This window comes from Streptomyces sp. NPDC030820 (assembly GCF_055572075.1).
The window spans coordinates 56,124-70,273 of record NZ_JBVIEB010000018.1 but is presented as its reverse complement, the minus strand read 5'-3'; the positions used below and the strand labels follow the sequence as shown (position 1 = coordinate 70,273).

General features: G+C 73.9%; 11 protein-coding genes. 7 read left to right on the top strand and 4 right to left on the bottom strand.

What is annotated here, in order from left to right; genetic code table 11:
* Positions 1 to 24 precede the first annotated feature (24 nt).
* Entirely contained in the window at positions 25 to 1,083 is a 1,059-nt protein-coding gene (locus tag ACZ418_RS36750; RefSeq protein ID WP_468371598.1) for an NAD-dependent epimerase/dehydratase family protein, read from the bottom strand.
* A gap of 202 nt (positions 1,084 to 1,285) precedes the next feature.
* On the opposite strand from ACZ418_RS36750, the gene ACZ418_RS36745 reads away from it, so the two are divergent.
* Positions 1,286 to 2,650, top strand: coding sequence for an FAD-dependent oxidoreductase (locus tag ACZ418_RS36745; RefSeq protein WP_468371596.1), 1,365 nt, complete (start codon positions 1,286 to 1,288; stop codon positions 2,648 to 2,650).
* 230 nt (positions 2,651 to 2,880) lie between these two features.
* Here ACZ418_RS36745 and ACZ418_RS36740 read toward each other — a convergent pair whose 3' ends face one another.
* Together ACZ418_RS36740 and ACZ418_RS36735 are read right to left on the bottom strand one after the other, a co-directional pair.
* The gene (locus tag ACZ418_RS36740; protein WP_468371594.1) at positions 2,881 to 3,882 is read right to left on the bottom strand and encodes a hypothetical protein; all 1,002 of its coding nucleotides are present in this window, start codon (positions 3,880 to 3,882) and stop codon (positions 2,881 to 2,883) included.
* Positions 3,879 to 4,271, bottom strand: coding sequence for a PadR family transcriptional regulator (locus ACZ418_RS36735; protein WP_468371717.1), 393 nt, complete (start codon positions 4,269 to 4,271; stop codon positions 3,879 to 3,881). The genes ACZ418_RS36740 and ACZ418_RS36735 overlap by 4 nt, the downstream gene beginning before the upstream one ends.
* A 328-nt stretch (positions 4,272 to 4,599) precedes the next feature.
* Here ACZ418_RS36735 and ACZ418_RS36730 point away from each other — a divergent pair, with 328 nt between their 5' ends.
* The 6 genes from ACZ418_RS36730 to ACZ418_RS36705 all read left to right on the top strand — a co-directional run bounded on the left by ACZ418_RS36730 (position 4,600) and on the right by ACZ418_RS36705 (position 13,835).
* Positions 4,600 to 5,769: a hypothetical protein gene (locus tag ACZ418_RS36730; protein ID WP_468371592.1), complete on the top strand. Its 1,170-nt coding sequence runs from the start codon at positions 4,600 to 4,602 to the stop codon at positions 5,767 to 5,769.
* Between the two features lie 30 nt (positions 5,770 to 5,799).
* Positions 5,800 to 6,087 carry a DUF1232 domain-containing protein gene (locus ACZ418_RS36725; RefSeq protein WP_468371590.1) on the top strand — a complete coding sequence of 96 codons (288 nt, stop codon included), beginning with the start codon at positions 5,800 to 5,802 and terminating at the stop codon, positions 6,085 to 6,087.
* Between the two features lie 29 nt (positions 6,088 to 6,116).
* Entirely contained in the window at positions 6,117 to 6,845 is a 729-nt protein-coding gene (locus ACZ418_RS36720; protein WP_468371588.1) for a 2-phosphosulfolactate phosphatase, read from the top strand.
* Between the two features lie 270 nt (positions 6,846 to 7,115).
* Positions 7,116 to 9,626 carry a SpoIIE family protein phosphatase gene (locus tag ACZ418_RS36715; RefSeq protein ID WP_468371586.1) on the top strand — a complete coding sequence of 837 codons (2,511 nt, stop codon included), beginning with the start codon at positions 7,116 to 7,118 and terminating at the stop codon, positions 9,624 to 9,626.
* An 83-nt stretch (positions 9,627 to 9,709) separates the two neighbouring features.
* The gene (locus ACZ418_RS36710) at positions 9,710 to 12,448 is read left to right on the top strand and encodes a SpoIIE family protein phosphatase (RefSeq protein ID WP_468371585.1); all 2,739 of its coding nucleotides are present in this window, start codon (positions 9,710 to 9,712) and stop codon (positions 12,446 to 12,448) included.
* A 67-nt stretch (positions 12,449 to 12,515) separates the two neighbouring features.
* Entirely contained in the window at positions 12,516 to 13,835 is a 1,320-nt protein-coding gene (locus ACZ418_RS36705) for a tetratricopeptide repeat protein (RefSeq protein ID WP_468371583.1), read from the top strand.
* Positions 13,836 to 13,848: 13 nt separating this feature from the next.
* Here the strand turns inward: ACZ418_RS36705 and ACZ418_RS36700 are convergent, their stop codons facing one another.
* Positions 13,849 to 14,082 carry a hypothetical protein gene (locus tag ACZ418_RS36700; RefSeq protein ID WP_450983692.1) on the bottom strand — a complete coding sequence of 78 codons (234 nt, stop codon included), beginning with the start codon at positions 14,080 to 14,082 and terminating at the stop codon, positions 13,849 to 13,851.
* Between the last annotated feature and the right edge of the window lie 68 nt (positions 14,083 to 14,150).

The window sequence follows — 14,150 nt, the reverse complement described above, 5'->3', positions numbered from 1 at the left end:
GGGCCGGGACGACCGGAACCGGGGTCAGCCCCGGCGCCGGTGTGCGCGCCGGCTCTCGTAGTGGTCGAGCAGGGTCTGCGCCAACGGGCGGTAGGTCAGGCCCAGTTCCTCGATGCTGCGGCTGTTGTCGACGCGGAAGCGGATGCCGAGGTGCCTGCGGATGTAGTCCTGGGTGAGACCGAAGGCGGGGCCCAGGACTCGGACCGGCCAGTGCGGAAGCCTGGTGCGCGGCAGCCGGAGGTCTCGGGGGTGGCGGGCGAGGAGGATGCGGGCCATCTCGTGGAACGACGTCATGGTGTCGGCCGCCACGATGTACCGCCCTTGCGCGGCCGGGTTCTCGGCGGCGGCGATGTGCGCGTCGGCCACGTCCCGGACGTCCGCCGTGGTGAAGCTGAAGTCCGGTGCGCCGTAACAGAAGTAGCCCTGGAACAGCTCGTCCAGCAGGAAGAGGCTGCCGGAGTCGGACGCGGGGGTGAACGAGGGCCCGAGGATCAGCCCGGGGTTGACCGACACCATGCGCCAGCGGTCCTGCGCCGCCTCGGCCGCCCACGCGGCGCGTTCCGCCACCGTCTTGGCGTAGTGGTACGGATTGTTCTCGACGGTGCTGGTGGTGTTGAAGTACCGCTCGGAGAGGACCTGGCCGTCCATCGCGAGCACGTCGGCGTAGTCGCCGAAGATCGCGCCCACGGTGGACGTGAACACCAGCGTGTGCACCTCCGGGGTCCGCTCGATCGCCCCCAGTACGTTGCGGGTGCCCAGCAGCGCCGGGTCCACGACGTCCCGTCGGCCGTCCTTGATCCGCTCCGGCATCAGGAACGGTGCGGCCACATGGAAGACGACCGCGCAGTCACGGAACGCCGCATCGAAGGTGCCGTCCTCGATCAAGTCGGCCTCGAACAGCCGGAGTCGGCCGGGGAACGCTTCCTGCAGCTCCCACAGCGGCCGGACCTTGGCCGCGTCGGCCCTGTTCCGCACGGTGGCGTGGACCTGGTAGCCCCGTTCCAGCAGGCGTCGCACCAGATGGCTGCCGACGAAGCCGCTGCCGCCCGTCACCGCTACGCTCGTTCCCGCGTGTCCACCCACGCCCGCCCTCCCCTTCCCGCCGTCCGAGGACAGGGTCGGGCACCGGCCGCTCCAGGGGAACACCCCGGACCATAAGGCGACGCTGGGCAAGTCATAAGATCCACTTATGGGGTCATAGACAGGACCCGCGTACCAACTTAGGTCTGCCTTAGCTTAGGCTTCCTGATCAAGTCGCCCATTCAGACGCGAAGGGAACCTGATCATGCCGCGCCCCCTGCGGGTAGCCATCGTCGGAGCCGGCCCCGCCGGGATCTACGCCGCCGACGCCCTGCTCAAGTCCGAGGTGGCCGCCGACCCCGGTGTGTCCATCGACCTCTTCGAGCGGATGCCCGCCCCGTTCGGCCTGATCCGGTACGGCGTCGCCCCCGACCACCCGCGCATCAAGGGCATCGTCACCGCCCTGCACCAGGTGCTCGACAAGCCGCAGATCCGGCTGTTCGGCAACGTCGACTACCCGACCGACATCAGCCTGGACGACCTGCGCGCCTTCTACGACGCGGTGATCTTCTCCACCGGCGCCATGGCCGACCGCGAACTGTCCATACCCGGCATCGACCTGGACGGCTCCTACGGCGCCGCCGACTTCGTCTCCTGGTACGACGGCCACCCGGACGTCCCGCGCACCTGGCCGCTTCAGGCCGAGAAGGTCGCCGTCCTCGGTGTCGGCAACGTCGCCCTCGACGTGGCCCGCGTCCTCGCCAAGACGGCCGACGAGCTGCTGCCGACCGAGATCCCACCGAACGTCTACGACGGCCTGAAGGCCAACAAGGCCGTGGAGATCCATGTCTTCGGCCGGCGCGGCCCCGCCCAGGCGAAGTTCAGCCCGATGGAGCTGCGCGAACTGGACCACTCGCCGAACATCGAGGTCATCGTCGACCCCGAGGACATCGACTACGACGAGGGCTCGATCGAGACCCGGCGCGGCAACAAACAGGCCGACATGGTGGCCAAGACCCTGGAGAACTGGGCGATCCGCGACGTCGGCGACCGCCCGCACAAGCTTTTCCTGCACTTCTTCGAGTCCCCCACGGAGATCCTCGGCGAGGACGGCAGGGTCGTCGGCCTGCGCACCGAGCGCACCGCCCTCGACGGCACCGGCAACGTCAAGGGCACCGGCGAGTTCAAGGACTGGGACGTCACCGCGGTCTACCGCGCGGTCGGCTACCTCTCCGAGAAGCTGCCCAAGCTGCCCTGGGACATCGACTCGGGCACCGTCCCGGACGAGGGCGGCCGGGTCATCGAGGAGGGCGGCGCCCATCTTCAGTCCACCTACGTCACCGGCTGGATCCGGCGCGGTCCCGTCGGTCTGATCGGCCACACCAAGGGCGACGCCAACGAGACCGTCGCCAACCTGCTGGACGACTACGCGGGCGGCCGGCTGCACACCCCGGCCTCGCCGGACCCGGAGGCGGTGGACGCCTTCCTCGCCGAGCGCGAGGTCCGCTTCACCACCTGGGAGGGCTGGTACAAGCTGGACGCCGCCGAGCGCGCCCTGGGCGAGCCGCAGGGCCGTGAGCGCGTGAAGATCGTCGAGCGCGAGGACATGCTGCGGGAGAGCGGGGCGTAAGTCCGGGACTCCGCAAGGCTCGCGAGGGGCCGGCGCCGATGCGCCGGCCCCTCGCCGTGTCACGCATGAACGCGCTGCGTCCGGCGCGGGCCCGCCCGTGTCGCCGGAGCGCACCGCCTCGGGTTCCGCCTGTGCGCGCCGGTGGCGAAAACCCCGGCGGCTCGGGCCCGTTGCAGTCCGCGCCACCGCGGGGCGGCACCCGTGACGGGCCGCCGACGCCCCCGAGCGGCTCAGCGTGCCGCGAGTTCGCGGCGGCCCGCCACCGTCAGGAGCACGGTCAGCAGGGCGAGCACGGCCGTCTGGGCGAGGCCGCCGCCGGTGTACGCGGCGGCCCCGGGCAGCCGGAGCCAGGGGTAGACGGCGGCGACGCGCACGGCCAGCAGGAGCAGACCGAGCGCGGCGAGGGCGAGGGCACCACCGGGCGCGACGCTCGCCGCGCGGCGCGCGCTCCACAGCAGCCGGCCGAGGGCGGCGACGGCGAAGCAGTTGGCGGGCCCCCACACCAGGTCGTCGGCGACGGGCATGAGCACCAGGGACGCGCCCGTCACCACGCACGCCGCCATGAAGACCAGACCGGGGGTGCCGGCGGGCAGCCGGGCCGGGGGTGCGTCGCGGTGGTGGGCGGCGCACAGCGCGAGGGCGGGCAGCCAGGCGAGCAGCGCCAGCGTCACGACGAACGCCGGCTCCGTGATGACCGTCGCCCCGGTCAGCGAGCGGACCAGCGGCCACAGGCTGGGCACCGCGGCCACCAGGGCGCCGATCCGGGCGAGGCGACGACGGTCGTACAGGAGGGCGAAATAGGCGACCGCCCAGCCGAGCGGCAGGATCCACTGGGCGACGGCGACCGTCGCGGCGAGCAGGCCGTGGTCGGTGAAGTCCGCCAGGAACAGCCGCCGTTCTGCGCCGCCCCGGGTGAAGGACCAGGTCAGCCGCAGGATCGGTGCGACGACCGCGGAGGCCGCCAGGAGCAGGACGGCGGCCAGCGCGAAGAGCCGTGCGCCCGATCCGAGCAGGACGTAGCGCCGGGGTGCCCCGGCGGCGCCGAGGCGGCTGCGCACCGCCAGGGCGGCGATGCTCGCCACCTCGCCGAGCGTGGGCCGGCTCTGGTCCTGGGTCTCGCGGTCGAGGTCCTCCAGATACGTCTCGACCATCTCTTCCTCCCGTTCCCGCCGGTAGTAGGCGGGGAGCAGGCGCAGGACGGTGCGGTAGCGGGTCTCCAGCAGTGTGGTCATGCGTAGCCTCCCGCCAGTCCGGGTGCGGTGGGGGGTTCGAGCCCGGCCGGGCCCGCGGCGGGGCGGGCGGGCGTGCCGGCGCGGCGGCCCTCGGCGATGCGCCGCTTGGCCGCCCCGGCGCCTGCGGCCATCCGCTCGGCCTCCGCGTCCAGGGCGGCCACTCCGTCGTCGGTGAGCCGGTAGTAGCGCCGCAGCCGGCCCTGCTGGACCTCTTCCCGGTCCAGCACGATCAGGCCGTCCGCGGTGAGCCGGTCCAGCACTCCGTAGAGCGTGCCGACCCGCAACTGCACCTCTCCGCCGGAGAGTTCCTCCACCTCGCGCAGGATGCCGTAGCCGTGGCGAGGCTGGTCCGCGAGCGCCGTGAGGACGAAGAACGCCGCCCGGGTCATGCTCTTCGCTGTCATGCGGCCAGGATATATCGCCTGCCGATATATATCGAGCGCTGCTCCTGAAAACTGCGAGAACGGGGTCCGCCCCTAAGCGGATGGGTGGGCGGACCCCGTTCGCCGGACCATTGTGGAAGCCGTGCGAGGGCGCGACCACGTGTGAACGACGGCCGTCCGACGCGTGCCCCGAGCGCCCCGGGTGCAGGGCGCGCGTCCCGTGCGCGGGGGCGTCCGTCCGTCGCGACGCGCCGCCTCCCGGCCCCGGACGACGTGGCGCCCCGCGGAGCGGTGATACTGGAAGGCGCACCCGCCCCCATCAGCAGATTGGCTCATGTCGAACTCCATCGCCGACCGCGCCGCCAGCCCGCAGACCTTCTGGGCGGCCCGTGGCCGCCACACCGGTCCTGTCCCCGAGGAGGTCGTCCGCCGCACCCTGTGCCGGCACAAGGAGAGCGGCGACATCGACGACTTCGCCGAGCCCCCCGTACCCGAGGACGCGGCCCGGCGCGTGTTCGAGGCGCGCTGGCGGGTCGCCGGCACGGTGACCGTGCGGGCCCGGCTCACCCTCGGGACAGGGGAGGGCAGGCGGCCGGGGCACGAGTGGCGGCTCGTCGCGGAGGCGGAGCGCCCGTGGGACGAGGCATGGCCCTCGCCGGCGACGCTGTTCTGGCCGGAGGGCGCAGCGGGCGAGGACGGTTCCTGGGACCACCACGCCACGGTGACCGGAGTGCGCCTGAGGCAGGTCAACGCGCTGCCCGCGGACGACAAGGAGATGCGGCGCAGGCTGCGGGACGCGGCGCGCGAGGCGTGGTGCCTCAATGTCGTCGTGCACGAGGCGATGACCCCGGACGAGCAGGGCACACTGCCGCTGGCCCGGCTGCTGCCGCCGGGCCTCAGGCACCGGGTGGTGGAGCACCGTGCCGCGCCGCACCAGTTCCGTGCCGTCAACTGGGCACTGAAGGACCTCGGCGTCGAGGTGCCGCGCGGCGGCGCGGTGCTGCTGCCCCCGGACCCGGCTCCGGAGGGTTACGACAGCCGCGAGCACACGGTCCGCAGCGTCTTCCTGGACGGTTCCGAGCCCGTCGAACTCCTCGCGGCCCTGCGGCACTTCGCCGCCCTGCCCCGGCCGCTGCCGCGGGAGATCGAGGAGGCGCTGACCGATCTGCGGGACAACTGGACCCTGATGACCCTCCAGGAGGAGCTGGAGCGTGAACGGCTGCAGGTCGCCCGGTACGCCGAGGCGCTGGAGGCGATGACCAAGTCCCGTGACCTGTACAAGGAGGCCGCCGAGCAGGCCCTGGAGGCCCTCGCCGCCTACCGTGACGTCCCCGCGCCCACCCTTCCGCAACAGCAGCCCGCGTCCCGGGCGCCCGGTGCGCTGCAGCAGCTGACCCGGACGTTCGAGCGGCTGAGGTTCACGGCCAAGGGCCCGCGACACTCGCCGCCCGCGGCGGAGAGCGGCAGCCTGGAGCCGGCCGACGGCACGGACCGGTCGTCGTAGCCGTCCAGTCGGAACCCGGAGGGAGGCCACATGGATTCCACCACCGCCCTGCTGGTGATCGGCGCCGTCGTCGCGGCGGTGCTGCTCGCGGTCGCCCTCGGCCTGCTGGTACGGCTGGTGCGCGCCCGGCGCACGCTGCGGCGGGCCGGGCTGCCGACGGGCCCGCGCTGGGTGTTCTGGGGCGCGGTCGCCTATCTGCTGCTCCCCACCGACCTGCTGCCCGACCCCGTCTACCTGGACGACATCGCCGTCCTGCTGCTCGCGCTGCGCAGCCTGCGCGCCGCCCGGCCGCTACCGCCCGGTCCGGACGTGCCCTGAACGGCCGCCGCGGGCCTGATCATGGAGTGATGCAGACCGAGTTCACCGGTATACCCGGTACGCCGAAGGCCCCGGACGTGGCCGTGGTCGTCGATGTCATGCGGGCGTTCACCGTGGCCGCCTGGGCGTTCCGGCGCGGTGCCGAGCGGATCGTCTTCGCCGGTACGCAGCGGGAGGCCCTGGAGCTGAAGGCGCGTCACCCGGGCTGGCTCGCCTTCCAGGACGGCGAGCCGGTGCCGGGGTTCGACCTGGCCAACTCGCCCGCGCGGCTGCGTTCGCTGGACGTGCGGGGCCGTACGGTCGTACAGAAGACCACCGCCGGAACGGCCTGGGCGCTCGCCGTGGCGGACGCCGGCCTGCTGCTGTGCGCGAGCTTCGTGGTGGCCGGTGCGACCGCCGAGGTGCTGCGCCGGGCCCGGCCGGGGACGGTGACCTTCGTCGTCACCGGGGACGGCGGCCGGGCCGAGGAGGATCTCGCCTGCGCCGAGTACATCGCGGACCGCGTCCGGGCGGCCGACGCGGACCCCGCCCCCTACCTCGAACGGGCCCGGCGCTCCGACGCCGCCGCCCGGCTCGCCGACGGCGTGCGCCGGGGCTGGACCGGTGTCCATCCCGACGACGTGGCGATGTGTCTGGAGGCGGACGCCTTCCCGTTCGCCATGTCGGCCGCCCGGGTGGACGGTCGTCTGGTGCTGCGTCCGGTGGACACCGGGCGCCCGGGGCCGGACCGTGCGGGACCGGCACGACCGGCCGGCTGAGCCGGCGCGCGGCCTGGGTGCGGAGCGGCATCGCCGCCGCGGGCGCGCCCAGGCCGCGCGCCGTGACGGCGGGCGGCGGCGGGCCAGGGCGCGTCCCGCAGCCGCGACGGGCCCGGTCGGGTGGCTCCACGGCGGCACACCTCGACCGTCCCCGTCCCTTCCCCCCGGTTCTCTCCCTGTTTCCCGCTCCTACCAGGTGCGTCGCACGGTCCTCCAGGCGCATTCTTGCTGTGTCATCCACCCGAAGGCGCACGGGACGAGGTAGGGGCGATGACTGGGAGCGGTGGCGAGCAGGCGGTCCGCACGCGGGCCCGGCTGGCCGCGCTGCTGGCCGACACCTCGACCGGCGCGCTCGGTGCGGCCGGCGGCCGGGTGGCGGCCGTGTATCTGCGCTCCGGCACCCCGGGCCTGCTGCGTCTCGCGGCCCTCGCGGGGCTGCCCGGCCCGCTGTTCCGGCCCTGGTGGCGACTGCACGTGCACCGCCCCTTCCCCGTCGCCGACGCCTACCGCCTCGGCGTACCCGTGGTGCTGGCGAACGCCGCCGAGACGGTGCGCCGGTATCCGCAGTTCGCGGCGGCCCTGCCCTTCCCGTTCGGATCGGTGCATGTGCCGGTGCCGGGCGGGAGCGAGCCGCTCGGGGTGCTCATGGTGTTGCGCCCGGCGGTGACGGACACCGCGGACGAGTTGCTGGACCAGGAGCTGCTCGACAGGCTCGCCGAAGGCCTGGGCGCCGAGCTGCTCGGGCTCGCCGACGGCGACCCGGGTGCGGTGGTCTGGGACCGTGAGCCGCTGTGTGTCCGGCCGCCCGCGAGCCGCCCCGCGCAGGCCGTCGTGGCGCGGTTCGACTGGGATCCCGTGACCTCGGCGGTGCGCGCGGACGACCGGCTGCATGCCCTTCTCGGGCTGTCCCCCGGCGGCTTCGAGGGGACGGACACGGCGCTCGCGCAGGCACTGGCCCCGCACGACGCGCACCTGGTCCTGGCCGCGCTGCGCGACACCGCGGCCGGGAAGCCGCCCGCCGCGCCGCTGTACCTGCGGGCCCGGGACGGCACGCCGCGGCTGCTGGACCTGTGGCCGGCCACCGAGGGCGGGGCCGGGGAGCAGGTCGGCGGGGTGGTGGTCGCCCCGGGGCGCGCCGAGTCCGCGGACGGCGCGGCCGACCTGCTGCCGCAGGGCGTGTTGTGCCTGGACCGGCTGGGGCTGATCGTGTACGCCAACGAGGCCGCGGCCCGGCTCGCCGGCCGGGACCGGGAGTGGCTGCTCGGGCGCTCGCTCTGGGAGGCGATGCCGTGGCTGGCCGGTGCGCCGTACGACGACCATCTGCGCGGCGCGCTGTTGTCCCCGGGCCCGGTGCACTTCCATGTGCGCCGGCCGGCCGGGGGACGCGGCGAGCCCGGTGCGGACGACTGGCTCGCCGTGTCGGTGCACTGCAGCGAGGACCTGCTGAGCTGCACGCTCGTCCCGGCCAGCAGGATGGACCCACCGGCCGGGCCGGCCGTCGAGGAGCACGTCCTGGAGGACACGGTGACGGTCGGCGGCTCGATGGCGCCGCTGTACCGGCCGATCGCCCTGGCCATCGCGCTGACGGACGCGGTGACCGCCCGGCAGGTGTCGGCGGTGGTGGTGCGGGAGCTGCTGCCCGCGTTCGGCGGCGGGTGCCTCGCCATCTATCTGCTCCAGGAACGGCATTTCTATCTCGCCTGGGAGACGGGCTTCCCGCAGGGGTTCCTCGATCCGTTCGAGGGGATCGGCCTCGACGCGCGGCTGCCGGGTGTGGAGTGCCTGACCACGGGCCGGCCGCTGTTCTTCGAGTCGATGCAGCAGATGGCGGCCGCCTACCCGGGCATCCCGCTGGACGCGGACGAGGGCGCCCGGGCCTTCCTGCCGCTGATCGCCTCCGGCCGGCCGGTCGGCTCGTGCATCCTCGGCTTCGACCGCTCGCGCGGCTTCAGCGCCGAGGAGCGCACGGTCCTCACCGCGCTCGCCGGGCTGATCGCGCACGCCATGGAGCGCGCCCAGCGCTACGACAGCGAGGCGGCCCTCGCCCGTGGCCTGCAGCAGGCGCTGCTGCCCCGCCGGCTGTCGACGCATCCGCAGGTGGAGACCGCAGGCCGGTACCTGCCGGGCACTCAGGGCATGGACGTGGGCGGCGACTGGTACGACGTGGTCGAGGCGGGCGGCGGGCTCGCGCTGGTGATCGGTGATGTGCAGGGGCACGGGGTGCAGGCGGCGGCCACCATGGGGCAGCTGCGCAGTGCCGTACGGGCGTTCGCGCTGGGCGACCGGCCGCCCGACGAAGTGCTCAGCGGAACCAACCACCTGCTGATCGATCTCGATCCCGGTCAGTTCGCCAGTTGCTGCTATCTGCGGCTGGACCCCGCCACCGGCCGAGCCAGGATCGCGCGGGCGGGACATCCGCCGCCGCTGCTGCGCTCTCCCGACGGGCGGACCCGGCTGCTTCACGTCCCCGGCGGTGTCGTTCTCGGGGTGGATCCGCAGGCCCGGTACCCGGTGGCCGAGCTGCTGCTGGAGCCGGACGCGATCCTCGCGCTGTACACGGACGGGCTGGTGGAGCGGCCGGGCGCGGACATCGACGACGGCATCGAGGCGCTGCGGCTGGCGCTCGCCAGGGCCGGGGCCGCCGCCGGGCGCCAGGGCGGGCGGTCGCTGGCCGGAGTCGCCGACCGGCTCACGGCCACGGCCCGGCATGCCACCGACCGCCCCGACGATGTCGCGCTGCTGCTCGCAGCCCGCCGTTCGAGCCCCGTACGCGTGCGGTGAGCGGACCGCGCGACGCCGAACGGCCGTAGCCACCTCGGGTGATGGTCTCGCCGGAGCGGGCCGGGCAGTGTAGACATGGGCACATGGTGCGACTGCCCGGCCGAAGTGCGACCCGGCCGCCCCGACCTTCCGGGCCCCCGCGCGCATCGCAGAGCCCGGGGCCGCAGGGCTCGGGCGGGAACGGCGGCGGTCCCGGGGCGCTGCGGTCGGTGGTGACCGGGCGCAGCGTCGCCGGGCAGGTGTTCGTACTCCAGGTGGTGATCGTGCTGCTGCTGATCGTCGCGGCCGTGGTGGCACAGGTGCTCCAGGTGCGGCGCGACAGCGACATGGATGCCGAGAACCGGTCGCTCGCCGTGGCCCAGTCGTTCGCGAACGCGCCGGGCACGGCGGCCGCGCTGCGCGCCCCGGACCCGACGGCCATCCTCCAGCCCAAGGCCGAGGCCACGCGCAAGGCGACCGGCGTGGACTTCGTCGTCGTGATGAACACCGACGGGATCCGCTACACGCACCCCAAACCCAACCGCATCGGCAAGAAGTTCGTCGGCACCATCGGCCCCGCGCAGGCCGGCGGCACGGTCGTGGAGCACGTCAACGGCACCATAGGGCCGCTGGTTCAGGTGGTGGTGCCCGTGAAGGACTCCGCCGGCAAGGTGGTGGGCCTGGTGTCGGCGGGCATCACCACCGCGCACGTGGGCGGTGCCGCCAAGCAGCAGCTGCCCCTGCTGCTCACGGCGGCAGCGGCGGCGCTCGCGCTGGCCACCGCGGGCACGGCCCTGGTCAGCAGACGGCTGCTGCGCCAGACGCACGGCCTCGGGCCGTACGAGATGACCCGGATGTACGAGCACCACGACGCGGTGCTGCACGCGGTCCGGGAGGGTGTGCTGATCGTCGGCGACGAAGGCCGGCTGCTGCTCGCGAACGACGAGGCGCACCGCCTGCTGGACCTGCCCGAGGACGCCGAGCGGCGCAGCGTGCTGGAGCTGGGCCTGGACGACGAGACGGCGGCGCTGCTGGCCTCGGGCCGGGTGGCCACGGACGAGGTGCACCTGGTCAAGGACCGGCTGCTGGCCATCAACCAGCGGCCCACCGATCTGCGCGGCGGCCCGGCCGGCAGCGTCACCACGCTGCGCGACTCCACCGAGCTGCGCGCCCTGTCCGGCCGGGCGGAGGTGGCGCGCGAGCGGCTGAACATGCTGTACGACGCCGGGGTGGGCATCGGCACCAGCCTGGACGTGTCCCGTACCGCCGAGGAACTGGCCGAGCTGGCGGTCCCGCGGTTCGCGGACTTCGCGACCGTGGACCTGTTCGACGCGGTGCTGCACGGCGAGGAGCCCAAGCCGGGCACCGCACTGCGCCGCGCCGCCTGTGCCGGCATCCGCGAGGACTCCCCGCTGTATCCGGTCGGCGAGCGGATCCGGTTCGTGGCCACCTCGCCGCAGGCGCGCAGCCTGACCAGCGGGCAGTCGGTCCTGGAGCCCGTGCTGCGCGAGGCGCCCGGCTGGCGCGCGCAGAACCCGGAGCGCACCGGTCGGGTCCTGGCGTACGGCATCCATTCGCTGATCACGGTGCCGCTCCGGGCGGGCAGTCTGGTGCTGGGCGTGGCGAACTTCTGGCGTGCGGAGAAGCCGCAGCCGTTCGACTCGGAGGAACTGGCGCTCGCCGAGGAGCTGGTGGCGCGGGCGGCGGTGTCCATCGACAACGCCCGCCGGTACACCCGCGAGCACAGCATGGCGGTCACGCTGCAGCGCAGTCTGCTGCCGCGCTCGCTGCCGGAGCAGGACACGCTGGAGATCGCCTACCGCTATCTGCCGGCGCAGTCCGGGGTGGGCGGCGACTGGTTCGACGTGCTGCCGCTGTCCGGTGCCCGGGTGGCGCTGGTGGTGGGGGACGTGGTGGGGCACGGGCTGCACGCGGCGGCCACCATGGGCCGGCTGCGCACGGCGGTGCACAACTTCTCCGCGCTGGATCTGCCGCCCGACGAACTCCTCGGTCTGCTGGACGAGCTGGTGGCCCGAATCGACCAGGACGAGGCCGCCGCGGACGGCTTCGCGTCGATCGCCGGCGCGACCTGTCTGTACGCGGTGTACGACCCGGTCGCAGGGCACTGCAGCCTGGCCCGGGCCGGCCATCCGCCGCCCGCGCTGGTGCACTCCGACGGCCGGGTGGAGTTCCCGGAGGTGCCGGCCGGGCCACCGCTGGGTCTGGGCGGGCTGCCGTTCGAGACGGCCGAGCTGGAGCTGTCGGAGGGCAGCAGGCTGGTGCTGTACACCGACGGCCTGGTGGAGGACCGTGAGCGGGACATCGACGTCGGTCTCGAACTGCTGAGCGGCGCCCTGCGCGACACGCCGGGCGCCTCACCGGAGGAGACCTGCCGCGCCGTGCTGGACCGGCTGCCGCCCCGGCCGAACGACGATGTCGCGCTGATCGTCGCCCGGACCCGGGTGCTGGGCGCCGACCGGGTCGCCGAGTGGCAGGTGCCGTCCGACCCGGCGGCGGTGTCCGAGGTGCGGTCAGCGGTGACCCGGAAGCTCGCGGACTGGGGCCTGGAGGAGCTGGACTTCACCACGGAGCTGATCCTGAGCGAGCTGGTCACCAACGCCATCCGCTACGGGCGCGGTCCGATCGGGGTACGGCTGCTGCGCGACCGCACGCTGATCTGCGAGGTGTCCGACCGCAGCACGACCTCGCCGCATCTGCGGTACGCGGCGACCACCGACGAGGGCGGCCGGGGTCTGTTCCTGGTCGCGCAGCTCGCCGAGCGCTGGGGCACCCGTTACACCCCCGAAGGCAAGATCATCTGGGCGGAGCAGCCGGTGCCGTAGACCTCCGCGGAACGGTGTTCGGGAATTGTGTTGAGGACACGTCAGCCGACGGGTGATGATCTCCGGCATGTTCTCACGCAGGAATCGCCGCCCGAAGTCGCCCGATCTCGTCAAGGCCTGGGAGTCCCTGGACTCGGGGGATGTGCCCGGTGCGCTGCGGCAGTTGCGGGCGGCCGGTGAGGAGCAGCCGCTCGCGGAGGTGGCCCTGGTGGTGCGGCGAGCCGCGGCAGCGGCGGGCTTCGACGACCTCTCGGAGGCCGCCGCGGCTCTCGTCGCCGACCCCGGACGCCCCAGGGCGCTCTTCGACTTCGGGTACGCGTGCGTCGAACGCGGCGTGTCCTACCTGGCGATCCCGCCGCTCCGCGAGGCACTGCGCCGCAGCGACGGTTCACCGGTCGTGCTGCGGGAACTGGTGTCGGCGTACGAGGACGAGGGCCGGCACCGCGAGGCGGTCACCGAACTCGTCCGGCACGAAGGGACGTTCAAGGACTGGCCGGACCGCTATCTGCTGGTGTTCAACGCCGTGCTGGCGGGCGACCTGGAGCTGGCCCGGCGCCAGCACGCACTCTTGACCGACCCCGAGGACGCGCAGTGGCAGCCGGCGCGGGACCGGCAGAGCCGGGTGCTGGAGCGCGCGGCCGACGCCGAGCGGGTGTCCTCGCTGGACCTGACCGATCTGCGCGGCTGGCAGTACGTGATCGCCGGCACGGTCCTCGGCACCCTGTCGCCGTACGGCTTCGACGCGGGCATGCACGGCCGCTACGCGTGGCTGCAGGACACCCCGGGCGGCTGTCTGCGCGGTCTGCTGCGGCTGCGCACCCTGCTGGAGGCCACCGAGCTGCGGCCCCGGTCGGTGTCGCTGCTGCCCGACCGGGACTCGCGGATCCTCGGTCTCGCCGCGGCCGAGGTGCTGGACCTGCCGGCCGAGCCGTTCGCGCCCGGCCGGACGGACACAGTGGTCGTCGCCTACGACCTCGACGGGCTGGCGGCGCACGACGGCGGCCCGGAGATCGTCGGGCAGCTCTTCGAGCGCGTACCTGGACAGGTGCTGCACGCGCACGCGAGCTGCTGGACGGACCCGCCCGCGATCACCCCGGACAGCGTGGGCCTGCTGCCCCAGTCGGTGGTGCCGCCCTGGGGTGAGCGGCTGCGCGCGGGCGCCGACGGCGGCGTCGAGCGTGGCCCCGCGGACGACCGCCCGGAGGCGGAGCTCGCCGCCGAGGTGACGGCCGCCGACTCCGCCGCCGATCCGGGGGACGGCGAGGGCCCGGCGGACGACGACGCGCCGTTCGCCGCGTTCGCCGGCGCCGTCAAGGGCACCTGGCTGCGCGGCGACCGGGCGCGCGTGGCCTCCGCCGGGCCCGTCCCGAGTTCCCGCTTCGCCTGAGCGGAGGAGGCGGTCAGCCGCTGAGCCGCTCGCGCAGCAGCTCCTTGCCCATCTCGGCGCCCTTGCGGCTGTCGGCCTGAGCCTTGTGGAACAGGTCCATGAGCTCGCGGTCGTTGTCGCGTTCGGCGTCCTGGATGTACGTCTCCAGGCGCAGGGCGTTGTCCAGGCACGCTTCGACGTACCAGATGAGGTCGTAGTTCTTGTCGCGGGTACCGGTGATGCCACCTGTCTCACTGGAGCTGGTCATACGGGGTCTCCTCCTTCTGTCGACCCTGCGGCGTTCTCCTTTCGGAGACTGACGGGTACCCGTACGAC